A 22,387-nucleotide genomic window follows, 5' to 3' on the forward strand; every position below is an offset into this window, starting at 1 on the left:
TTGTCCGAGGGCGGCGCTAGGGTTGCGACCGTGGAAGCGCCTCTTGCCTTGTATCGCCGGTACCGGCCGGAAACGTTCGCGGAGGTGATCGGGCAGGACCATGTCACCGCGCCGCTGCGGAACGCGTTGAGCAACAACCGGGTGAATCACGCCTACCTGTTCTCCGGACCTCGTGGCTGTGGGAAAACCACCAGCGCGCGGATCCTGGCCCGCGCGATCAACTGCGAGAAGGGTCCCATCGCCGAGCCGTGCGGGGTTTGCAAGTCCTGCACCGACCTCGCGCGCGGTGGGCCCGGCAGCATCGACGTGATCGAGATCGACGCGGCGTCGCACGGCGGCGTGGACGACGCGCGCGACCTGCGTGAGCGGGCGTTCTTCGCGCCGGTCGAGAGCCGCTACAAGATCTACATCATCGACGAGGCGCACATGGTGACCACGCAGGGCTTCAACGCCCTGCTGAAGCTGGTCGAGGAGCCGCCGCCGCACCTCAAGTTCATCTTCGCGACCACCGAGCCCGACAAGGTGATCGGGACGATCCGGTCGCGTACGCACCACTACCCGTTCCGGCTGGTGCCGCCGAAGGCCCTTGCGGACTATATGGCGACGCTGTGCGAGGCGGAGGGCGTGGCGATCGAGCCGGCCGCGCTGCCGCTCGTCGTACGGGCCGGTGCCGGATCGGTTCGGGACTCGCTGAGCGTTCTCGACCAGTTGATCGGTGGGGCCGGGCCGGGGGGTGTGACGTACGAGCTGGCAGTCGCGCTACTCGGGTTCACGCCTGACTCGCTGCTCGACGCGTGCGTGGACGGGTTCGCCGCGCATGACAGCGCGGCGGTGTTCGAGACAGTCGAGAAGGTGATCGAGACCGGGCAGGACCCGAAGCGGTTCGCCGAGGACCTGCTGCGCCGGCTGCGGGATCTGGTTGTGTTGTCCGCGGTGCCGACGGCTGTGACGTCGGGTTTGATCGAAGCTGCTGAGGACCAAGGAGAGCGGCTGCAGACGCAGGCCGCCGGGATCGGCCCGGCGGAGCTGACCCGCGCGGCGGACATCGTCGCCGCCGGTTTGCTGGAGATGCGCGGGGCGACTGCGCCGCGCCTCCAGTTGGAGCTGATCTGCGCCAAGGTGCTGCTGCCCGGTGCGGACGACTCGACCAACGGCATCCAGGCACGGCTGGACCGCATGGAACGCCGCCTGGCCATCGGAGTCCCCGGCGGTACTGCGGACATCGCAGGAGCCGCTGGTACGACGGGGTACGCCCAGCCGGACGCACCCGGCGCGGGACCCGCCGCAGACGCTGCGTCGAGCCGAGCCGCCGCAAGAGCAGCCGCAACCACCGGTCCCGGTGGCGCTCAGGGAGTTGCAGCTGGCGCCGTTCCTGGCACTGATTCCGGAACGGCTCAGGGGGCTGAGGTCGGTGGCTCGCCTGGGGGTGGCGCGGGGAATGGTGGCGGGGCTGGGACAGGTCGCGCGGCCGGAGCTGACGGACGTGTGGCTGACGGACGTGTGGCTGGCGGGCCGGTTGGCGATGCGGCCGGTGGTGTGTCTGGTGCTGGGGCCGGCGGCACAGCTGGTGGCGCGGCTGGTGTCGCAGCTGGTGGTGCATCGGCGGGTGGGTCTGGTGCGGCAGGTGCCGACACCGCCGGCGGGGCTACCAGTCCCGAGTCAGCTGCTGGCGGGCCGGTCGGCGGGGAGTCGGGCGGCGTGTCCGGTGCCGCGTCTGGTGGCGCGTCCAGGGCCGCGTCCGGTGCCTCGGCTGGTGCGCGCGGTCCTGGTGCGGGGGCTGTTGGTGCGGGAGCTGCTGGTGTGGGAGCTGCTGGTGTGGGAGCTTCTGCGGTGGGTGGTTCGGTTGGTGGTGCGCGTACTGGTGCCTGGGGTGATGAGGCGGAGGTGGCGTCGGGCGCGCAAGGTGGAGTGGCTGGTGGGCGGGCCGCTGGTGGTGGGAGTTCGGCTGGGCCGATGGCCGGGAGTGGGCCTGCGGCGGGCAGTGGTTCGGCGACCGGGGACGCGCCTGCAGCCAGCAGCGTGCCTGCACCCGGCAGCGGTCCGGCGTCCGGTGGTGCACCTGTATCCGGCGGTGCAACTGCGTCCGTCAGTGCTGCTGCGTCCGGTGGTGTTCCTGCAGCGGGTGGTACGGCGTCGGCGGGGGTTGGAAGTGTTGGGCTGGGGGACATTCGGCGGTTGTGGCCTGAGGTGTTGGAGGCTGTTAAGGCCAAGCGGCGGTTCGCCTGGATCATGTTGAGTCAGAACGCTCAGGTGATTGCGATCGACGAGCAGACGTTGACTCTTGGGCTGGTGAATGCAGGGGCGCGGGAGAGTTTCGCGCGGTCCGGGAGTGACGAGATTCTGCGGCAGGCGATGATCGACACGATCGGGGTGAACCGTCGGGTCGAGGCGGTCGTGGATCCGTCGACCGATCCGGGCGCCGGGGGCGGCGGGGGCGGCGGCTCGACCGGTCGTCCTGGACCGCAGGCGGGTGGGTCTGGCGGTGCGGCCTTGGGTGGTCCGGCCGGCGGCGGTTCAGGAGATGCTTCAGGCGCAGGCGCAGGCAGAGCGGCCGAGGGTGGTGCGGGCGCAGGTGGTCCAGGTGCGGGCGGGCCGGGAGCAGGCGGACCAGGGGTTGGCGGCTCGGGTGTAGGTGGGCCTGGCGCAGGTGGGTCAGGTGTTGGCGAGCCGGGTGCTGGTGGGTTCGGCGCGGGCGGGCCGGGTGCTGGTAAGGCGGGCGCGGGTGGTTCGGGTGCTGGTGGGGCGAATGCGGGGCCGGGTGCTGGTGGGGCGGCCGCGGGTGGTCCGGGGGCGAGCGGGGTAGGCGCGAGCGGGCGAGGGGCGGGTGGGCCAGGAGCCGGCGCGTCGGGTGTTGGCGGGGCCGCCATTGGTGGGGCAGGTGTTGATGCGCCGGCTGGTGGGGCTGGCGCGGGAGAAGTGGGCGCAGGTGGGGCGGGTGTTGGTGGGCCGGGCGCGGGCTCGTTTGGTTCGGGTGGGCCCGATGTTGGTGGGCTGGCTGGTGGCGCTGGTGCGGGAGGAGCGGGCGCAGGTGGGCAGGCTGGAGTGGGTGGGGTAGGTGCGGGTGGGCAGGCTGGTGGGTTTGGGGTTGGTGGTGCGGAGGGGCACTTAGGTGGGCGTGGTGACGGCTCTGGGGTTGGGGGGTCGGCTGGTGTCGGGGGTTCCAGCGGGGCTGGTGGCTCGGGGGCAAGTGTGGATGGTGGGGGGCTGTCGGGGGAGTGGGACGGTGGGGCGGTTGCTTTGCGGGAGCCGCCGGATTCTGAGTACGACGTACCGCCGGAGGAGCCTTGGGAGAGCGGTCCGGTGGGGCGGGCCGGGCAGCGGGAGCAGGCGGGGCGGCAGGGTGGTCAGCCGGCGGGACGGCAGGGTGGTCAGCCGGCCGTAGTGGATCGGCGGGAGCAGGCTGCGAGTAAGCGGCGGGCTGCGGAGGCGGCGGTGGCTGCTGAGCAGGCGCGGGAGGCGGCGGCTGCGGCTGCGGCGGTTCCGGATGTGCGGTTGACGCCGGAGGAAGAGGCGGACGCGATCGGGGAGGACGACGTGGTGCTCGAGGAGGACTCGCGGTCGCACACCGATCTGTTGCGGGACGCGCTTGGCGCCCAGATCATCACCGAAGAGCCGAACTGAGTTCACCTCGGCGCTACTCGGTGGCAAACAGGTTCGTCCACAGGACTCGCACGATTAGCGCGGTGTGTGTCCACACAATCCACAGGACTGTGGATAAAGATGTCCACAAGGTTGTGGATAACTTTGGGGAGAACGGGCGGTTTCCGGCCGCGAGTGGGGTTGTCAGGGCGACCGGCTAGTGTTGAGGCTCCGGCTTCGGCGTCTCGAGTGCCGGGGCCCAAGGAAGCGGTTCGGACGAGGAGATCGCAGTGTTCGACGGTGGCGGTGCTGGCGGCTTCGACATGTCCAACCTGCTCGCGCAGGCGCAGGCGATGCAGAACCAGTTGATGGAGGCACAGGCCGACCTTGAGGGCCAGGAGATCGAGGGCTCGGCCGGTGGCGGTCTGGTGACTGCCCTGGTGTCCGGTACGGGTGAGCTGCTCAGCCTGGACATCAAGAAGGAGGCCGTCGACCCGGACGACATCGAGACGCTGGCCGACCTGATCGTCGCCGCGGTCCGGGACGCCTCGGAGAACGCGAAGCAGGCCGCGGCCGCCGCGATGGGACCGCTGGCCGGTGGGCTGGGCGGGGCGTTCGGTGGTGACGCGGGTGGCTTCCCGGGGTTCGGTGACGGTACGCCGTCGGCGCCTGCCGGTTTCGGGCTGCCCAGCGCGACTCCGCCCGCGGTCGGGGCGGGCGACGACGAGCCCGGCGATGCGGCCCACGGCAGCCGAACGGGCGCGGACAACCTCGGCCAAACGGGCGCGGACAACCTCGGTCAGGCAGGTGCGGACGAGCCCGGCCAGGTGGGCTCGGACGGGCATGGGGTCGGGTTTGTGAACCCGGGGAGCGCGGCCGGCGAGTCCGGTCAGAACCCGGGCTGACGTGTACGAGGGTGCCGTTCAGGATCTCATCGACGAGCTGGGGCGGTTGCCCGGTGTGGGTCCGAAGTCCGCGCAGCGGATCGCGTTCCACCTGCTCGCCGCCGACGAGACCGACGTACGGCGGCTCGCGCACGTGCTCGTGCAGGTGAAGGAGAAGGTCAAGTTCTGCGAGATCTGCGGCAACGTCGCGGAGGAGGTGCAGTGCCGGATCTGCCGGGACCCGCGCCGCGACCTGAGCCTGATCTGCGTGGTCGAGGAGGCCAAGGACGTGGTGGCGATCGAGCGCACCCGCGAGTTCCGTGGCCGGTACCACGTGCTCGGCGGCGCGATCTCGCCGATCGAGGGCATCGGGCCGGACGAGCTGCGGATCAAAGAACTGCTCCAGCGACTGGCCGGCGGTGAGGTGATCGAGGTCATCCTGGCCACCGACCCGAACCTCGAGGGTGAGGCGACGGCGACGTACCTGAGCCGTCTGCTGCGGCCCATGGGCTTGCGCGTCACCCGATTGGCTAGTGGACTTCCAGTAGGCGGTGACCTCGAGTACGCGGACGAGGTCACACTTGGACGGGCGTTTGAAGGGCGACGATCGATCGATGACTGAACCAACCGATATTGCAGAGCGCGCATTGGCCACGGACTCCGAGGACCTGGAGGAGTTCGCCGAGCAGATCGCCGACCAGGTTCGGAGCTTCCTGATCTCGGTCCGCGACATCGCCGCGCAGCCGGACGAGGACGGGGTCGACGAGGGCCTCGCCTCGCTGCCGTATCTGCTGCTCGAGGTGAGCCAGCTGCTGCTGGCCGGCGGGCGGCTCGGGGCGTTCGAGGACTTCGTGCCGGAGGAGCGCTTCGAGAGCGACGCCGGCCCGGACCCGGACCTGGACGCGATGCGGGACCGGCTGGCGGTGCTGTTCGAGGGCCTGGACGAGTACGCCGAGGTCTTCGACCCGTACGCCGCGCCGCCGGAGATCACCGTCAACCGGCTCTCCGACGACCTGACGGCGATCGCGACCGACCTCGTGCACGGCCTCGCGCACTACGAGGACGGCCGGGTCGTCGAGGCGCTGTGGTGGTGGCAGTTCTCCTACGTCTCCACCTGGGGCGCGGCCGCGAGCGCCGTACTGCGGGCAATCCAGTCGCTGATCGCGCACGACCGGCTGGAGCCGGCGCACGACGCGGAGACCGAGGCCACCGACCGCGAGCTCGTCGAGGTCGCCGAGGAAGCCGTCCAGCGCCGGTAGTCGTCCATGTCTGTTGTCGAGCTGGTACGCCGGTTGCCGGAGCCGGCCGTCGTACGGCGGGTGAGCCGGGCGCTGGCCGTCCTCGATCTGGTGCTGAACGAGGACGAGCGGACCAGGTGCTACGAGTTCGACGCGCGCTGGTCCGCGACCGAGGAAGCCGCGCTGATGCGGGACGGGGCCGGCAACGAGTACTCGTTGGTGTTCGCGCCGGACGGCGTGTTCGGGTACGGGTTCGACCACGAGTCGCCGCTGTCGCCGTACGCGAACGGGATGCGCCCCTGGCCCGGGCTGCTCGACGGCGTACCCGAGGTGTTTCACGAGCAGCGGGACGACAAGGCGTTCAACGACGACGGCGTGCCACGAGCGACGGTGTGCTTCTGGCGTACGGCGGACGACTCGGCCTGGCGTTGCGGGCCTGTGCAGAACGTCGAGGCCGACGGCGCGGACGAGTTGTTCGAGCTGATCGCGGACGGCCGGCCCGAGGCGTACCTGACGTTCGCCGAGGAGTACTACGAGGTCGCCCTGGACGTCGAAGCGATCCGCCATGTGTACGCACTGATGCCGTTGACGGAGTACGTCGTCACGTCGCTCAACCGGCAGCGCCGCCTCGGCGACCTCACCGACGCGATCGCCGAGATCGGCTACCCGCGTAGCTAATCCGGCAGCATCGGCATCTCGAGGCCGGGGGACCTGCCGAGCAGGATGCCGCGGGTGATGGCGGCGGTGCCGAACTTGTCCTTGACCTGGTCGAGGGCGCTGTCGAGCTCGTTGTTCGCGGCCTTGTCGAACGGGAGTGCCAGCTGCAGGGCGGCGTCGTTCTCCAGGTTGCCCACCGAGACGCCGATCATGGTCAGCCCCTGCGCGGCGATCAGCGGTTGCGCGCCGCGGAGCAGGGCCCGCGCCGTCACCAGCAGGGCGCGCGTCTGATCGGTTGCCTGAGGCAACGTGTGGGAGCGGGTCGCGCGCGTGAAGTCGTCGAACCGCAGGCGCAGCGTGACCGTCCGGCCGGAGCGGCCCGCGGAGCGCATCCGCCGGGTGATGCGGTCGACCAGGCCGGCGAGCACCGCGTCCAGCGTGGCCGGCGACTTCGGCGACCGGCCCAGCGCGCGCTGGGATCCGATCGACCGGCGTCGCCGCCCGACCTCGATCGGCCGCGGGTCGCGGTTGTGCGCGAGCGCGTGCAACTGCCGCCCGGAGGCGCGTCCGAGCATCGCGACCAGCGCCGCCTCGGGCAGCATCGCGACGTCACCGACCTTGGTCAGCCCGCGGCTCCGGAGCTTCTCCGCGGTCACCTCGCCGACGCCCCACAACCGCGAGACGTCCAGCGGATGCAGGAAGTCCAGCTCGCCGTCGGGCGCCACCTCGAGCAGACCGTTCGGCTTCGCGACCCCGCTCGCGACCTTGGCCAGGAACTTCGTCCGCGCAACCCCGACGGTGATCGGCAGGCCGACCCGGGACATCACCTCGGCGCGCAACCTGGCCGCGATCTGCACCGGCGTACCGCGGATCTTCCGCAGCCCGGCGACATCCAGGAACGCCTCGTCGATCGACAGCCCCTCGACCAGCGGTGTGGTGTCGTCGAAGACCTTGAAGACCGCCCGGCTGGCCTCGGTGTACGCCGACATCCGCGGCTCGACCACGATCGCGCCGGGGCAGCGGCGGAGCGCCTGGCCGCCGTTCATCGCGGTCCGCACGCCGTACGCCTTCGCCTCGTAGCTGCAGGCGAGCACCACGCCGGCGCCGACGATCACCGGACGCCCACGCAGGCGTGGGTCGTCGCGCTGCTCGACCGACGCGTAGAACGCGTCCAGATCGGCATGCAGGATCGTCGCCGCACCTACCGAGGGCACGAACACATGTTCGCATAAACCGCCGACAAACGAGATAGGGAGAATTCCCGAGGCGCCGGACATCGATGTCAGGAAACAATGCACGTCATGGACCTGTCGGCGTACCGCGATCTCTGGAAGACCCGTGGCGTGATGGCGTTGCTCGCGGCGGCGCTGATCGCCCGGCTGCCGGTGATGGCGACGATGGTCCCGCTGGCCTTCCTCGCCAAGGACGCGGCCGGCAACTTCGGCTGGGCGGGCGTGGTGGCCGGCGCCTATTCCGTCGGTACGGCGATCGCCAGCGTGGTCTGGTCCCGGATGGCCGACCGGAAGGGCGCCCGCAAGGTCGTCATCGGCACGGGCATGGCCTGGGGTGCGTCGATGGCCGTCGTCGCGCTCCTGCCGTACAGCTGGTACCGGCTGCTCCCCGTGGCCGCCGCGATCGCCGGCGTCTGCGTGGCCCCGGTCACCTCGGCGCTGCGGGCGAACTGGCCACGGATCGTGCACGGGTCGCGGTTGCGGGCCGTCTACTCGCTGGACGCCACCGCGCAGGAGTTGCTGTTCGTCATCGGCCCGATGTCCGGCGCGGTCATCGTCAGCTTCGCCAGCCCGCGTGCCGGCCTGCTGGCCTGCGCCGTGACCGCCGCCGCGAGCATCTGGTGGTTCGGTCTGAGTCAGCAGTCGGGATCGCACCACGACGAGAGCTCCGGCCCGCGACCGACCGCCCGCGAGTTGCTGTTCCATCCGCATCGTGCGCCGCTGCTGATCGCCTGGGCCTGCCTGGTGATGGGATTCGCGGCGATGTCCCTGGGCATGGTCGCCGTCGCCGACCAGCACGGGAACCGGCTGATCGCGGGCGTGCTCGAGATGGTCGCCGCGGTCGGCAGCGTGAGCGGCGGCGTGATCAACGGCGCACTCCCCGGCCGGCGGCACTCGTACGTCTGGCGGCGGATGCTGGCGCTCGCGGTCCTGGTCGCGGGCTGTGTCTTCGTGACCTCGTCGGTGGTCGCGCTCGCGGTGATGATGTTCGCGGGCCGGCTGCCTGATCGCGCCCACGATCGCCGCGGTGTACGAGCGGATCGGCGAGCTGACGCCGCAGTCCGCGCACACCGAGATCTTCGGCTGGGCGCAGAGCGGCGGCATGGTCGGCTCGGCGGTCGGGTCCGCCGTGGCCGGCGCGGTGGTCGAGGCGTTCGGCGTCCGCTACGCGTGGGTCCTGGCGGCGGGTCTCGCCGTACTGGCGACCCTGTCCCTGCTCCGCGTCCCGCCCCACCGGCCGTTGGACATCAGCGTCGTCGACGGTACTGCGGTCGCGGCGTAGCGGACGCGGTAGTTCGCCTCGAGTACGCCGCCGTCGCGCGCACACATCGAGATCAGCCGGAGCTGCCGGCGGTCCAGCAACGTACCGCGGCTGGCGGCGACCGGATGGATCAGCAGCGACACCTCGTCGACCAGGCGCCACCTGAGCAGCGAGCGGATCAGCGTGAGGCTGCCGATCACGTGCAGGTCCTCGCCCGGTACGGACTTCAGCGCGGTCAGGACCCGGCGGGTCTCGCCCTGCAGCATCTCGGTCCCCGGGCGGGCGACCACGGGTCGGGTGCCGACCACGAGGTTCCGGGTGTGCTCCAGTACGCCGAGCGAACCGGCGTACCGCTCGAACGTCCGGCGGCCGAACAGCACGGTCCCGGTCGCGGGCATCAGCTGTCCGAGCGCGGCGCGCGGCAACCACTGCTCGGGCCGCTCCACGATGCCGTCCTCGGACATGCACAGCCTGGCCACGATGTTCCGCATCCGCCACTCCTCTGGGTCACGCTCTACCAACCCAGATGCAGGTGATACCGCAAAGGTTATGAGCGGCGGCCGCGGTGCAGCTCGGTCTCCAGGGCGTCCAGCCGGTTGGTCCAGAACTTCCGGTACCGGTCCAGCCAGGTATCGATCTCGCGCAGCGGCTCGGGGACGACGGCGTACAGCCGCCGGGTGCCGTCGACGGTCACGGTCGCGAACCCGTTGTCCCGCAGCACCTTCAGGTGCTGGGAGACGGCCGGCTGACTGATCCCGAACTCCGTGCCGATGGTGCCGGCGATACTGCCGGCCGGCAGCTCGCCCTCGGCGAGCAGCTCCAGGATCCGGCGCCGGACCGGGTCGCCGAGGATGTCGAACGCATGCACCCGGCAATTATTTCAGCGATGGCTTATATAAACAAGGACCATTTCCCGCGTGAACCACGCGCGGTCGGGGAACCTCCGGTCCGGACGGTGATCTGCCGGACCGGGTGCTGGTCAGCCGGTAGGCAACGGACAGGTCACGGCTAGAATGAGCCCGGAGACTACGCCTGGTGCAACGCCGCACGGCGTACCGCAACCAGTGGTTTGAGGAGACAACACTGTGGGACGCGTCGTGCACAAGTACGGCGGTTCTTCGGTCGCCGACGCCGATGGCATCAAGCGCGTGGCCCAACGGATCGTCGCGACGAAGAAGGCCGGGAACGACGTGGTGGTCGTCATCTCCGCGATGGGAGACACCACCGACGAGCTGATGGACCTGGCCCAGCAGGTCTCTCCGCTGCCACCACCGCGCGAGCTCGACATGCTGCTCACCTCGGGTGAGCGGATCTCGGCCGCGCTACTGGCGATGGCGATCGCCAACCTGGGGTACGAAGCACGCAGCTTCACCGGCTCTCAGGCCGGCGTGATCACCACGTCCGCGCACGGCAACGCCCGGATCATCGACATCACGCCGGGCCGGATCGAGGAAGCGCTCGGCGAGGGGCACATCGCGATCGTTGCCGGGTTCCAGGGCGTCGCCCAGGACACCAAGGACATCACCACGATGGGCCGCGGCGCCTCCGACACCACCGCGGTCGCGCTCGCCGCCGCGCTGAACGCGGACTACTGCGAGATCTACACCGACGTGGACGGCATCTTCACCGCGGACCCGCGGATCGTGCCGGCCGCGCGGCATGTCCCGAAGATCTCCTACGAGGAGATGCTCGAGATGGCCGCCTGCGGCGCGAAGGTGCTGCACCTGCGCTGCGTCGAGTACGCGCGGCGTTACAACGTCCCTGTCCACGTGCGTTCCTCCTTCTCGCAGAAGGAAGGCACCTGGGTCGTCGATGCGAAGGAACTGGATCAAATGGAACAGGCGATCATCTCCGGAGTGGCCCACGATCGCGGTGAGGCCAAGATCACCGTGGTCGGCGTACCGGACAAGCCCGGTGAGGCCGCCCGGATCTTCGAGACGGTCGCCGGCGCCGAGACCAACATCGACATGATCGTGCAGAACGTGTCCGCGGTGTCCACGAACCGCACCGACATCTCGTTCACGCTGCCGCGGTCCGACGGCGCCCGGGCGATGTCCGCGCTGGCGCGGATGAAGGACGAGGTCGGCTACGAGCAGTTGCTGTACGACGACCAGATCGGAAAGGTCTCGGTCGTCGGAGTCGGAATGCGCTCGCACCCGGGCGTGTCCGCGAAGTTCTTCTCCGCGCTCGCCGACGCCGGCGTGAACATCGAGATGATCTCCACCTCGGAGATCCGGATCTCGGTGGTCGTGGACGAGAACCTGGTGAATGCCGCCGTGACCGCGGCGCACACCGCATTCGATCTGGACGACGAGCACACCCAAGCTGTCGTCTACGGAGGAACGGGACGGTGACCCCTGTGAGCGCTGTGGAGAACACGATCGAGGACCGGACGGGTCTGCCCTCGCTGGCGGTGGTCGGTGCGACCGGCGCCGTCGGGTCGGTGATGCTCACCCTGCTCTCCACGAGGCAGAACGTCTGGGGCGAGATCCGGCTGATCGCCTCCGAGCGCTCCGCGGGCAAGCAACTCGTGGTTCGCGGCGAGACCGTCGAGGTGATCGCGCTCAGCGAGGACGCCTTCGACGGCATCGACGTCGCGATGTTCGACGTACCGGACGAGGTGTCCGCGCACTGGGCGCCGATCGCGGCCGCCAAGGGCGCCGTCGTGGTGGACAACTCGGGCGCGTTCCGGATGGACCCGGACGTGCCGCTGGTGGTCCCCGAGGTGAACGCCGAGGCCGCCCGGAATCGTCCGAGGGGCATCATCTCGAACCCGAACTGCACGACGCTGTCGATGATCGTCGCGATGGGCGCGCTGCACCACCGGTACGAGCTCGAGCAGCTGGTGGTCGCGTCGTACCAGGCAGCGTCGGGAGCCGGGCAGTCCGGGATCGACGCGTTGTACGACCAGCTGGCGAAGGTGGCCGGCAACCGCGAGCTGGGGAGCTCGCCGGGTGATGTACGGCGGGTGGTCGGCAACGACCTCGGTCCGTTCGCGGCTCCGCTGGCGCTGAACGTCGTACCGTGGGCCGGCTCGTTGAAGGACGACGGGTGGTCGTCGGAGGAGCTGAAGGTACGCAACGAGTCCCGGAAGATCCTCGGGCTGCCGGATCTGAAGGTGTCCGCGACGTGTGTGCGGGTCCCGGTCGTCACCACGCATTCGTTGTCGGTGCACGCGCGGTTCGTGCAGGAGGTCGACGCGGACGGGGCTCGTGAGGTACTGCGGGACGCCCCGGGGGTGCTGCTGTTCGACAACCCGGCCGAAGGGGAGTTCCCGACGCCGGCGGACGTGGTCGGTACGGACCCGACCTGGGTCGGGCGGATCCGGAAGTCGCTCGACGACCCGAATGCGCTGGAGCTGTTCGTCTGCGGCGACAACCTGCGCAAGGGTGCGGCGCTGAACACCGCGCAGATCGCCGAGGTCGTCGCCAAGGAGTTCATCCCCGCCGAAGCCTAAGAACAAAAGCTAAAAGACCCCGCCCCTCGCTCCGCTCGGGGGCGGGGTTGTTTTTCGAGCCCTCGACCGTTGCTGACCTGTTGAGCCCTCGACCGGTGCTGACCTGTCGAGCCCTCGACCGGTGCTGACCTGTCGAGCCCTCGGCAGGTGCTGAGCTTTCGAGCTCTGGAGCGGTGGTGGGGTTGCTTTCGAGCCCCGAGTTGCCCGTCGGTCCCGAGGGCGCTCTCGCGTTCCCAACGGCGCGGGGTGGTCGGGCTGGTCGTGGCTGTGGTTGCCACAGCCACTCGACGCAGGGCCTTCTAGAGCCAGTTCTCCCGGGCGGCGTGGAGGGCCAGCTGGAAGCGTGTGCTGGCGCCTGTGCGGTTCATCAGCCGCTCCAGGTAGCGGAAGAACGTCCGGCGGCTGATGCCGAGCGTACGGGCGATGGTGTCGTCCGCGGCACCGGTCGCGAGCAGGGCCAGCAGGCGGCGCTCGATCGGCTCGAGCCGGTCGTCCTCCGCGCCGACCGACGCGTGCAGCGGCAGCGCGTTGCGCCAGCACAGCTCGAACATCCCGATCAGCGCGGTCAGCAGGCTGCTCGGCCGGATGATCAGCAGCGAGCGGTTCACGTCGGTGTCGCGCACCGACATCGACACGTACCCGATCGAGCCGTCGATGATCGTCAGCTTCGCCGGTACGTCGGGCAGCACGCGCGCCTGCTCACCCGCCTCCACGCACGGGAGGATGTTCTCTGTCAGGTAGCCGGGGACCTCGACGGACTCCGGGGAGTACACGACCCGGTAGCCGACGCCGCGCTTCAGGTGGTCGATCTCCTCCTGGTTCGGGCCGCCGATGTAGTACGGCGGGGAGTCGATGGCCAGGATCTCGCGCTGGGCACTGCCCTTGATCTGATGGATCCGCTCGACGATCGCGCTACCGGTGACGACCTCGATCAGGTGCGTGGTGGACTCGTTGTGCACGGTCCGGCGGAACTCGTCGTACGCGTTCAGCACCTCGATGCGGGCCTGCTTCAGCTCGGACTCGCGGCGCAGCGTCATCGCCTCCAGGCCGGCGTCCGGCGGCACCGGCAGGTACCGGGAGTGGTCCGAGCCGGACCGCCGCGCCAGACCGGCCTGCACCAGTCCGCTGAGCGTGCTGTCGATCGAACCCGCCCGGTCCGGTACGGCGTCGTCCAGTTCGACGGTCGACGACGGCCCGGTCCGCAGCAGATGCTGGTAGACCCTGATCTCGTCGTCGTTGAGTCCGAGCACCTTCAAGTGGTCGGCACGCTCCGTGTCCGTTGTGCTCACGACCCCTCCTCCCTGCCGATCGCTGTCACCGCCCGCTACCGTCCCTCCAGGTTAGAGGGGCTGGTCCAGCACGGAACGCACGGTCCGTGTCGGTGCGGCTGCGTGCAGCGATATTTGTTGTCCTGTCAGCATTCTTGTGCCGTGTCACCATCTGGCCACCATTTCCGCGCAGTCGTGAGCGAGAATTGAGGTCCAGCAGCCCGGCGACGGACCACCTGAGCGCCGCCGGGCTGCTGTTCCAATTCTGGCGTGTGTTGGCTGTCCCGTCAGCGGAGCCGGTTTCGGTTGGATCTCGATCCGGCGCATCGGTGCCCTCGCACTTCCGTGCCATCACCGGCTGTGCCTGAGGGTGTACAAACTGTGGCATCTCCAATCGTGAGGCCGATTGAGGAGGAGTGCCCGATGCGACCGGTTCCGCCGTGTGCCGCCCGTCGTGTCCGGTCTGCCGGCGCGAAGGCATCTTCGCAGGGATCCCGCGTAGCGCTGACCTCCACCACCGGCCTCGGGAGGCCGATGACCGCCGCCCTGGTCATCGCGCCGATGGATCCGGTGCCGCCGTCCGCGACCGCCCACCGCGGACGCGTGCCCGGATCGCTGGTGGAACCCCGGGAGTCGCCGGCGGGTGCTCCGTGGATGGTGAGGCTGTCCACGGGGAGTCCGGACGTGCTGTTGCGTGACACGTCCGGCCCGCGTGCGCGGCTCTCGGGGGTCCTGCCGCTGAACTGGTGTGCCGCGTCACGCCAACTTCGCGCCGGAGCGTAGCGTCGTACCTGATGATTTGACCGCGATTTGACTTGCCTGGAAGGCGTTTTGGCCGCCACTGGCTGTCAAATGTATATTCCGGGTAACGATCGGCGAAGGACGACGCAGGTGTTGTGGATGCAGCGGGGAACGACGCTCGGTAGCCGTCCGTACGTTGTTGCTCACTAAGGAGGACCGCTGTGTCGTCGGCGTCCGAGCGGATCCGATACTCTGCTTTCCGGTCCGCGTGGCCCGCCGCCATACCCCGGACGGTACCCGCCGAAACCCAGGTGATCGGCCATCGTGGATCCAATTTCCGGCAGAGAGAGGCATCGCCTGCATGAACGCGACTAGCGTCGACGAGGAGTTCAACCCGTCGGTGCATGTGTACGAACCGCACAAGGTCGGACTGCCGGCCATGCGCCCCTACTTCAAGGCGCTCTGGCAGCGACGGGAGTTCGCGGCGGAGATGTCCCGGACGAACATCCGGGGTGCGCACACGAACACCTTCTTCGGGCAGGTGTGGCTGGTCCTGAACCCGCTGCTGCTCGCCTTGGTGTATTACCTGCTCACCGACATCATCGGCGGTGGCGGTGCCAAGATCGATGCGGGACTGCGGTTCGCTCACATGTGCGGCGGCTTGTTCGCCTTCTACTACTTCTCGGGTGCGATGACGGCCGGTGCGGCCAGCGTCGTCGGCGGCGGCAAGCTGCTGATGAACCAGTCGTTCCCGCGGATGCTGCTGCCGTTGTCGGCGGTGCGGACCGCGTTCTTCCGGTTCGTGCCGACCCTGGTGGTGTATCTCGTCATCCACGTGTTGATGGGGCAGAAGCTGCGCTGGCAGATGCTGCTGGCGCCGGCGTTCCTGGTAATGCTGACGGTCTTCGCCGCCGGCATGGGGATGATCTTCGCCGCGCTGCAGGTGTACTTCCGGGACACGGCGAGCTTCCTGCCGTACTTCGTGCGCATCTGGCTGTACATGTCCCCGGTGCTGTGGTTCATCGAGCAGGCACCGCCGAAGTTCAAGGGCTTCATCCAGTACAACCCGCTGTACCCGCTGCTCGGCGGCTGGACCGACCTGCTGGTCAAGGGGCACATTCCGCCGATGCAGCTCTGGCTCGCCGGTGCGTTCTGGGCCGTCTTGGCCTTCGTCGTGGGCTCGTTGTTCTTCATGTCGAGGGAGCGTGATTTCGTTGTCCGTCTCTGAGACTGAGAAGAAACCGATGCAGAAGACCACGTCCACCCTGCCCGCCGTCAAGGTGCAGGACGTGTCGATCACCTACCGGACCACGTTCGAGCGGGTGCCGACCTTCAAGAGCGCGATCGTCCGGCTCGGCCGCGGCGAGCGCGCGGTCCGCGAGGTCGAGGCCGTCCAGCACGTGTCGTTCGACGTCAACCACGGCACCACGATCGGCATCATCGGCGCGAACGGCGCCGGCAAGTCGACGCTGATGCGCTCGATCGCCGGCATTCTGCCGCCGACCTCGGGCCGGATCGAGGTGCACGGCCGGGTCTCCACGCTGCTGTCGCTGGGCGTCGGCTTCAACGCCGCCCTGTCCGGCAAGGAGAACGTCGTCCTCGGTGGCCTGGCGGCGGGTCTGAGCCGCAAGGAGATCCAGGCGCGGTACGAGGAGATCGCCGAGTTCGCCGAGCTCGGCGACTTCATGGAGATGCCGATGCGGACGTACTCGTCCGGCATGTTCAGCCGGCTGGCGTTCTCGGTCGCGGTGCACATGGACCCGGACATCCTGCTGATCGACGAGGCGCTGTCCGCCGGTGACGCGTCGTTCAAGACCAAGGCCGCGGCGAAGATGTCCGAGCTGGTCACGAACAGCCGCACGATGTTCCTGGTCAGCCACGCGATGAGCAGTGTCCGCGAGATGTGCAACGACTGCATCTGGCTGCACAAGGGCAAGCTGATGATGCGCGGCGAGCCCAACGAGGTGATCCAGGCCTACACCAAGTTCCTGCAGGTCGGGGAAGAAGAAGCTGTCTCACTCGAGGACCTCTGAGGCGATGTCACGCAGCACGGCGCCGGACGTGGGGATCATCACGACCGGCCACGACGTGGCCGATGCGCGCCTGCACAAGATCACCGCGGCCCTGCAGCACCGCGACCTGAGGGTCGAGCTGTGGGGCCTCGGTGATGCGGAGGGTGGCCCGGCCGGTGCGACGGTGCACGCCGGGCCGCGCGGCAGCCTGGTGCAGCGGCTGGCCCGGACCGCCGTACTGCCGTGGCGGACCAACGCCAAGGTGGTGATGACGGTCGACCCGGACATGATCCCGGTCACCCGGCTGGTCACCATGCTCCGGCGGCGCAAGCTCGTCGTCGACGTGCACGAGGACTACGAGCGGTTGCTGGCCGACCGTGCCTGGGCGAAAGGACCGGCGGGTCTGCCGGCCCGGCTGATCGTCCGGGCGGGCTCGAAACTGGCTGCGGGTGCCGACCTGACCGTGGTCGCCGACTCGCACCTCGCGCCGCACCATGCTAAGCACCGCCTGGTGGTGCAGAACCTTCCCGACCACGGCTTCCTGGCCCCGTCCCCGCCGACCGGCACGCCGCGTGCGGTGTACGTCGGGGATCTGCGGACCAGCCGTGGTCTGTTCGACATGGTCGAGACCGTCGCCGGGGCGCCGGAGTGGTCTCTCGACCTGGTCGGCCCGGTTGCACCGTCGGACCGGGACCGGATCGAGGCCCGGATCGCGCAGCCCGACCTGGGCGGCCGCGTCCGGTTGCACGGGCGCCAGCCACCCGCTGACGCCTGGCGGATCGCGCACGGCGCCTGGGCGAGCCTCGCCATGCTGCAGCCGACCCCGGCGTTCATCGAAGCGATGCCGTCGAAGATCTACGAGTACCTCGCCAGCGGCCTTCCCGTGCTGTCCACCCGGCTGCCCCGGCAGTCGAAGGTGATCGAGGAGTCCGGTGGCGGAGTCCTGGTGGACTCGGTGGCGGAGGCGTCCGAGACCCTGCGGCGCTGGTCCGCGGACCCGGGTGAGCTGGAGAAGCTGCGCGACCACGCGCTGCAGTGGGCGGCCGACCATCTGCCCACGACCACGCCGTACGACGATTTGGCCGACGCGATTCTCAACCTGCTAAGAGGACCTGCATGACCAACCGCCCACACCTTCTGTACGTCGCCTGGGGCTTCCCGCCCTGCCGGGGCGGCGGTGTCTACCGGGCACTGGCCACAGCCAACCGGTTCGCCGCGCTCGGCTGGAAGGTGACTGTGCTGACGGCCGACCGCGACACGTTCTTCCGGTTCACCGGCGCGGACCTGACCCTCGAGGAGCGGGTCGACCCCTCCGTCGAGGTCGTTCGGGTGCCGTTCGAGTGGCCGATCCTGGAGGCCGACCTGCGCCGCTGGTCGAAGCGCCGCGCCTCGAACCCGAAGCTCTGGGCCAAGTGGCGCACCAAGCAGGACCAGATCCCGTTCCCGGAGAGCGGGTACGGGCCCTGGCGCTCGGTGATCGAGAAGGCCGCGGAGCGGATCCACAAGGCGCACAAGGTCGACCTCACGGTCGCCACGGCCAACCCGCACGTCGCGTTCACGGCGGCGTACCACCTGCACAAGAAGTTCCAGGTGCCGTACGTGATGGACTACCGCGATGCGTGGCTGCTGGACGTGTTCACCGGTGACCGGCTGCACGAGCCGAACAGCCGCGCCGCGCGCTGGGAGAAGAAGCTGGTCGAGTCCGCTCGCGAGGTCTGGTTCGTGAACGACCCGATCAAGGAGTGGCACGAGAAGCTCTACCCGGCGCAGGCGTCGAGGATGCACACGGTCGCGAACGGGTTCGACCCGGACCTGGTGCCGGACACGCAGGACCGTGGCGCGGTCACGGACCGGCCGCTGGTATTCGGGTACGTCGGGACCGTGTCGCCGAAGGTGCCGCTGAAGGAGTTCGTCGAGGGCTGGCAGCTGGCGAAGGAGCAGTCCGGGGAGCTGGCCGGCGCGCGCGCGAAGATCTACGGCTACCTCGGGTACTACGCCCAGCCGCGGGCGGACATGCTCGCGACGATCAACGCCGCCGCGGATGCCGGGGTCAGCTACGAGGGTCCGGTCGGCAAGGCCGAGATCGCGAAGGCGTACGACGAGTTCGACGCGCAGCTGCTGATGCTGGGCAAGGGGCGGTACGTGACCAGCGGGAAGGTGTTCGAGTACCTCGCGACCGGGCTGCCGGTGGTGTCGGTGCACGACCCGGAGAACGCGGCGTCCGACGTACTGCGGGGGCATCCGTTGTGGTTCCCGGTCGCGGACGTGACGCCGGAGGCGATCGCGGCGGCGCTGGTCGAGGCGGCGCACGCGGCGCGGACCGCGGACGAGGGGATCCGGGCGAAGGCGCGCGAGTTCGGGGCGTCGTACCGGCGGGACCTGCAGCTGGATCCGCGGATCGAAGCGCTGGCGGCGAGTGTGCAGGGGGTGGCAGCGTGAGCAACGTCGTGCTGTTGTCGACCCGGCGGTTGCCGCCGACGTACTTCGACCAGGTCCGCGAGGACCTCGGCGACCAGAACCTCACCATCGACGTGGTCGGCTGGGTGGCGCCGTCGGCGTGGGTCGCCGACAAGGTCAACACCTTCACGCTGATCGGCCCGGGCCGGATGCCGGCTGCCCCAGCCCTCGAGCCGGAGCCCGGCGCGGAGCCGACCGACGAAGCTCCCGACGCGGTCATCGCGCCGGAAGCGGTAGCCGATCCGGCAACCGTCGTCGAGGACGAGGCCAAGGTGGCCCCGGCGGCAGCCCAGGTTGCGGCTGCAGGCGCCGAGCCGGCTGCTGGTGCCGGAGCGGCGGGTAAGCCTGCGGCGAAGCCGCGGCCGACCGGGGCGAAGCGGGTTGTCAAGGCTGTGGAGTGGCGGGCGCGGAAGGCGCGGAAGGTTGCGGGGCGGATGTTGCCGCCGGCAATCAAGGGGTCGGCGCCGGTGAAGTTCCTGCGTGGGCAGCGCGCCACCAGCGACCTCGGGAAGAACTACTGGGAGCGCGTCCTCAGCCGTCGTGACGTGCTGACGGCCATCGACCACGCCGATGTCGTGATCGCGCTGGACGCCGGCGCCATCTGGGCCGGCTGGAACCTCGGCCAGCGCAAGGCCAGCACCCCCGTGGTGCTCGGCCTGCCCGCGGCCCGCCGCGAGCTCGACATGATGAAGGCCCCAGTAGGTAATGGATGACACAGTGACGGTGACGCGCGCGATCCGCGAGCACCTGCCGGCGCCACTGGCCCGGACCGCGGGAGCGGTCCGGCGGCGCCTGCGGGGCGTGCGGTACTCGTTCGCTCAGCTACCGGCCTTCCCGTCGGTACCGACGACGCCCGTGCGGATGCTGGTCGGACCGACCAACTCCGCCGGGCAGGGGCACGCCTGGGCACAGGCCGCGAACACCCTGCCGGACGTCGCCGCCGTCTCGTTCGCCTTTCACCGCAAGGGCCGCTTCCAGTTCGCCGACGACTACGGCGTACCGCTGGCCTGGTTCGGTCAGCCGCGCTGGCAGCGCGCCCAGCAGCACTACGTCGCGCAGTACACGCACGTGATGGTCGAGTCGTTGCGCCCACTGTTCGGCGCCCGCGGGTTCGCCGACGCGCAGCCCGACGTCGAGGAGCTCGTCGGCAAAGGCGTCAACGTCGCACTGCTCTTCCACGGCTCCGACATCCGTCTGCCCAGCCGGCACGCGAAGCGCGAGCGCTGGTCGCCGTTCGCCCCGGGCGACGACCTGACCGAGCGGCTCGAGCCGCAGGCCCGCCGGCACGCCGAGCTGGTGGAATCGTTGGGACTCCCCGTCTTCGTCTCCACGGTCGACCTGCTGGACGACGTACCGAACGCTCAGTGGCTGCCGGTCGCGATCGACCCGGCGCCCTGGCAGCGGGCCGCCCGACCGCTGTTCAGTACGGCGAAGCCGGTCGTCGCGCACGTCCCGTCGAACGCGAAACTCAAAGGCACACAGGAGATCGACGAGGTCCTCACGACCCTCCAGGACCGCGGTCTGGTCGAGTACCGGCGGATCAGCGGCGTCCAGCACCAGGACATGCCGGCGGTGATCGGCGACGCCGACATTGTTGTCGACCAGCTGCACATCGGCCTGTACGGCGTGGCGGCCGCGGAGGCCCTGGCCGCCGGGCGGATCGTGGTTTCGTACGTCGGTGACGAGGTGCGCCGGAAGGTGCGTAGTCTGACTGGGCGAGAGGTGCCGATCGTCGAGGCGGATCCCGACACCCTGGGTGATGTCCTCGGCGGGCTGATCGCCGATCGTGACACCGCTGCCGAGCGGGCCGCCGCCGGCCCCGGTTTCGTGACCGAGCTGCACGACGGACGCCGCTCGGCCGAAGTACTGAGAAGTTGGCTCATCCCGAAGGAGATCCTGTGACGTCCCGCATCGCGCCATCCGCCGACGTCGACGACAGCGCCCGGATCGGCGACGGTTCGGCGGTCTGGCACTTGGCCCAGATCCGTGAGAACGCGGTCCTCGGCAAGAACTGCATCGTCGGCCGCGGCGCCTACGTCGGGACCGGGGTCCGGATGGGCGACAACTGCAAGATCCAGAACTACGCGCTGGTGTACGAGCCCGCGTCCCTCGAGGACGGCGTGTTCATCGGGCCGGCCGTCGTACTCACCAACGACTACTTCCCGCGCGCGGTGAACCCGGACGGTTCGCCGAAGAGCGGGCACGACTGGGAACCGGTCGGGGTGACGATGAAGGAAGGCTGCTCGCTCGGTGCGCGCAGCGTGTGCGTGGCTCCGGTCACCATCGGCCGCTGGGCGACCGTCGCCGCCGGTGCGGTGGTGACCAAGGACGTGCCAGACTTCGCGCTGGTCGCCGGGGTTCCGGCTCGTCGGCTCAAATGGGTCGGCAAGGCCGGGGTCCCGCTGCTCGACGTCGGGAACGGCGAGTGGAAGTGCCCGAACACGGGCGAGATGTACATCGAAACCGACGGACGGCTGCGGCCGGCCGGTGAAGCAACGGAGGAGAACTGATGGTGCAGCCGATTCCGGCCGCGAAGCCGATCATCGGGAAGGAGGAGCGCGAGGCTGTCGACCGTGTCATGCAGTCCGGCATGCTCGCCCAGGGTCCTGAGGTGGCGGCGTTCGAGCAGGAGTTCGGCGCAGCGCTGGTCTCCGGCCGTGCGTGCGTCGCGACGAACTCGGGCACGTCGGGTCTCCACCTCGGCCTGCTGGCCGCGGGCGTCGGACCGGGTGACGAGGTCATCGTCCCGTCCTTCACCTTCGCCGCGACCGCGAACAGTGTCGCGCTGACCGGCGCCACGCCGGTGTTCGTCGACATCGAGCCGACGTACTTCTGCCTGGACCCGGCCGCGGTCGAGGCCGCGATCACCGAGAAGACCAAGGCCGTCATGCCGGTGCACCTGTTCGGCCACCCGGCCAACATGACCGCGCTGCAGGCCATCGCCGACAAGCACGGCATCCAGATCTTCGAGGACGCCGCGCAGGCCCACGGCGCGACCTGGAACGGCGCACCTGTCGGTACCTTCGGCGACTTCGCGATGTTCAGCCTGTACCCGACCAAGAACATGACGTCCGGTGAGGGCGGCATGAACTCGGTCGCGAACGCGGACCTCGAGCGCCGGATGCGGCTGTTCCGCAACCAGGGCATGCTCAAGCAGTACGAGAACGAGGTCGTCGGCCTGAACAACCGGATGACCGACCTGCACGCCGCCATCGGCCGGGTGCAGCTGACCAAGGTCGGCGGCTGGACCAAGCAGCGGCAGGAGAACGCGGCCTTCCTGGACGCGAACCTCGCCGGTGTCGGCGTCCCGGCCGTGGCCGCCGAGGCCAGCCACGTGTACCACCAGTACACGATCCGGGTGACCGAGGACCGCGACGGCTTCGCGAACGCGCTGCGGACCGAGTACGGCGTCGGCTGCGGCGTGTACTACCCGATCCCGAACCACCGGCTCCCGTCGTTCCAGCGTGAGCTGGACCTGCCGGAGACCGAGAAGGCCGCGGCCGAGGTGCTCTCGCTGCCGGTCCACCCGTCGCTGTCCGAGGACGACCTGAACCGGATCGTCTCCGCGGTGAACACCGTGGCGAAGGCGGGTGCGTGATCC

General features: G+C 69.6%; 19 protein-coding genes and 1 pseudogene. 16 read left to right on the forward strand and 4 right to left on the reverse strand.

The window, feature by feature from the left end; translation table 11 throughout:
- Positions 1-30: 30 nt before the first annotated feature.
- From JOF29_RS46080 to JOF29_RS26240, 5 genes are all read left to right on the forward strand, one after another.
- Complete coding sequence (locus JOF29_RS46080; RefSeq protein ID WP_209697106.1) at positions 31-3,621, forward strand: DNA polymerase III subunit gamma and tau; 3,591 nt, start codon at positions 31-33, stop codon at positions 3,619-3,621.
- Between the two features lie 248 nt (positions 3,622-3,869).
- A complete protein-coding gene (locus JOF29_RS45545; protein ID WP_307863694.1) occupies positions 3,870-4,484 on the forward strand; it encodes a YbaB/EbfC family nucleoid-associated protein in 615 nt (204 codons plus the stop codon).
- A 1-nt stretch (position 4,485) separates the two neighbouring features.
- A complete protein-coding gene (gene recR / locus JOF29_RS26230; RefSeq protein ID WP_209697107.1) occupies positions 4,486-5,085 on the forward strand; it encodes a recombination mediator RecR in 600 nt (199 codons plus the stop codon).
- Complete coding sequence (locus JOF29_RS26235) at positions 5,078-5,722, forward strand: DUF5063 domain-containing protein (RefSeq protein ID WP_209697108.1); 645 nt, start codon at positions 5,078-5,080, stop codon at positions 5,720-5,722. Before recR ends, JOF29_RS26235 begins: the two co-directional genes overlap by 8 nt.
- 6 nt (positions 5,723-5,728) lie before the next feature.
- On the forward strand, positions 5,729-6,379 hold the full coding sequence (locus JOF29_RS26240) for a hypothetical protein (RefSeq protein ID WP_209697109.1): 651 nt from the start codon (positions 5,729-5,731) through the stop codon (positions 6,377-6,379).
- On the opposite strand, the gene dinB is transcribed toward JOF29_RS26240, so the two are convergent.
- Positions 6,376-7,572: a DNA polymerase IV gene (dinB, locus tag JOF29_RS26245; protein ID WP_307863695.1), complete on the reverse strand. Its 1,197-nt coding sequence runs from the start codon at positions 7,570-7,572 to the stop codon at positions 6,376-6,378. The genes JOF29_RS26240 and dinB overlap by 4 nt on opposite strands.
- Positions 7,573-7,704: 132 nt before the next feature.
- Here dinB and JOF29_RS46280 point away from each other — a divergent pair.
- Positions 7,705-8,520 (forward strand): annotated as a pseudogene (locus JOF29_RS46280) (MFS transporter); the annotation flags it as partial.
- A gap of 234 nt (positions 8,521-8,754) precedes the next feature.
- On the opposite strand, the gene JOF29_RS46095 reads toward JOF29_RS46280, so the two are convergent.
- A complete protein-coding gene (locus JOF29_RS46095; RefSeq protein ID WP_209697111.1) occupies positions 8,755-9,342 on the reverse strand; it encodes a dihydrofolate reductase family protein in 588 nt (195 codons plus the stop codon).
- Positions 9,343-9,398: 56 nt separating this feature from the next.
- Positions 9,399-9,719 carry an ArsR/SmtB family transcription factor gene (locus JOF29_RS26260; protein ID WP_209697112.1) on the reverse strand — a complete coding sequence of 107 codons (321 nt, stop codon included), beginning with the start codon at positions 9,717-9,719 and terminating at the stop codon, positions 9,399-9,401.
- Positions 9,720-9,936: 217 nt separating this feature from the next.
- On the opposite strand from JOF29_RS26260, the gene JOF29_RS26265 reads away from it, so the two are divergent.
- Entirely contained in the window at positions 9,937-11,205 is a 1,269-nt protein-coding gene (locus tag JOF29_RS26265) for an aspartate kinase (RefSeq protein ID WP_209697113.1), read from the forward strand.
- A gap of 5 nt (positions 11,206-11,210) precedes the next feature.
- Complete coding sequence (locus JOF29_RS26270; RefSeq protein WP_307863696.1) at positions 11,211-12,308, forward strand: aspartate-semialdehyde dehydrogenase; 1,098 nt, start codon at positions 11,211-11,213, stop codon at positions 12,306-12,308.
- Between the two features lie 299 nt (positions 12,309-12,607).
- Here JOF29_RS26270 and JOF29_RS26275 read toward each other — a convergent pair whose 3' ends face one another.
- Positions 12,608-13,597 carry a helix-turn-helix domain-containing protein gene (locus JOF29_RS26275; protein ID WP_209697115.1) on the reverse strand — a complete coding sequence of 330 codons (990 nt, stop codon included), beginning with the start codon at positions 13,595-13,597 and terminating at the stop codon, positions 12,608-12,610.
- Positions 13,598-14,678: 1,081 nt separating this feature from the next.
- Here JOF29_RS26275 and JOF29_RS26280 point away from each other — a divergent pair.
- Genes JOF29_RS26280 through JOF29_RS26315 form a run of 8 tightly spaced genes read left to right on the forward strand, consistent with a single transcriptional unit; the run spans position 14,679 to position 22,384 of the window.
- Positions 14,679-15,545, forward strand: a complete 867-nt coding sequence (locus JOF29_RS26280; RefSeq protein WP_209697116.1) for an ABC transporter permease — start codon at positions 14,679-14,681, stop codon at positions 15,543-15,545.
- Between the two features lie 16 nt (positions 15,546-15,561).
- Entirely contained in the window at positions 15,562-16,350 is a 789-nt protein-coding gene (locus tag JOF29_RS26285) for an ABC transporter ATP-binding protein (RefSeq protein WP_209697117.1), read from the forward strand.
- A 4-nt stretch (positions 16,351-16,354) separates the two neighbouring features.
- Entirely contained in the window at positions 16,355-17,449 is a 1,095-nt protein-coding gene (locus JOF29_RS26290) for a glycosyltransferase (RefSeq protein WP_209697118.1), read from the forward strand.
- Positions 17,446-18,768, forward strand: coding sequence for a glycosyltransferase (locus JOF29_RS26295; protein ID WP_209697119.1), 1,323 nt, complete (start codon positions 17,446-17,448; stop codon positions 18,766-18,768). The genes JOF29_RS26290 and JOF29_RS26295 overlap by 4 nt, the downstream gene beginning before the upstream one ends.
- Positions 18,765-19,499 carry a hypothetical protein gene (locus JOF29_RS26300; protein WP_209697120.1) on the forward strand — a complete coding sequence of 245 codons (735 nt, stop codon included), beginning with the start codon at positions 18,765-18,767 and terminating at the stop codon, positions 19,497-19,499. The genes JOF29_RS26295 and JOF29_RS26300 overlap by 4 nt, the downstream gene beginning before the upstream one ends.
- A 4-nt stretch (positions 19,500-19,503) precedes the next feature.
- Entirely contained in the window at positions 19,504-20,688 is a 1,185-nt protein-coding gene (locus tag JOF29_RS26305; protein WP_209697121.1) for a hypothetical protein, read from the forward strand.
- Positions 20,685-21,296: an acyltransferase gene (locus tag JOF29_RS26310; protein WP_372446360.1), complete on the forward strand. Its 612-nt coding sequence runs from the start codon at positions 20,685-20,687 to the stop codon at positions 21,294-21,296. The genes JOF29_RS26305 and JOF29_RS26310 overlap by 4 nt, the downstream gene beginning before the upstream one ends.
- Positions 21,293-22,384 carry a DegT/DnrJ/EryC1/StrS family aminotransferase gene (locus tag JOF29_RS26315; RefSeq protein WP_209700005.1) on the forward strand — a complete coding sequence of 364 codons (1,092 nt, stop codon included), beginning with the start codon at positions 21,293-21,295 and terminating at the stop codon, positions 22,382-22,384. The genes JOF29_RS26310 and JOF29_RS26315 overlap by 4 nt, the downstream gene beginning before the upstream one ends.
- Positions 22,385-22,387 lie beyond the last annotated feature (3 nt).

Origin of the sequence: Kribbella aluminosa (assembly GCF_017876295.1) — a bacterium.
GTDB classification, from domain to species: domain Bacteria; phylum Actinomycetota; class Actinomycetes; order Propionibacteriales; family Kribbellaceae; genus Kribbella; species Kribbella aluminosa.

Excerpts from the sequence above, each read along its gene's own strand:
- JOF29_RS26235 (WP_209697108.1), top strand. The coding sequence starts at position 5,078 with ATGACTGAACCAACCGATATTGCAGAGCGCGCATTGGCCACGGACTCC.
- JOF29_RS26240 (WP_209697109.1), top strand. The coding sequence starts at position 5,729 with ATGTCTGTTGTCGAGCTGGTACGCCGGTTGCCGGAGCCGGCCGTCGTA.
- JOF29_RS46095 (WP_209697111.1), bottom strand. The coding sequence starts at position 9,342 with ATGCGGAACATCGTGGCCAGGCTGTGCATGTCCGAGGACGGCATCGTG.
- JOF29_RS26280 (WP_209697116.1), top strand. The coding sequence starts at position 14,679 with ATGAACGCGACTAGCGTCGACGAGGAGTTCAACCCGTCGGTGCATGTG.
- JOF29_RS26285 (WP_209697117.1), top strand. The coding sequence starts at position 15,562 with ATGCAGAAGACCACGTCCACCCTGCCCGCCGTCAAGGTGCAGGACGTG.
- JOF29_RS26290 (WP_209697118.1), top strand. The coding sequence starts at position 16,355 with ATGTCACGCAGCACGGCGCCGGACGTGGGGATCATCACGACCGGCCAC.
- JOF29_RS26295 (WP_209697119.1), top strand. The coding sequence starts at position 17,446 with ATGACCAACCGCCCACACCTTCTGTACGTCGCCTGGGGCTTCCCGCCC.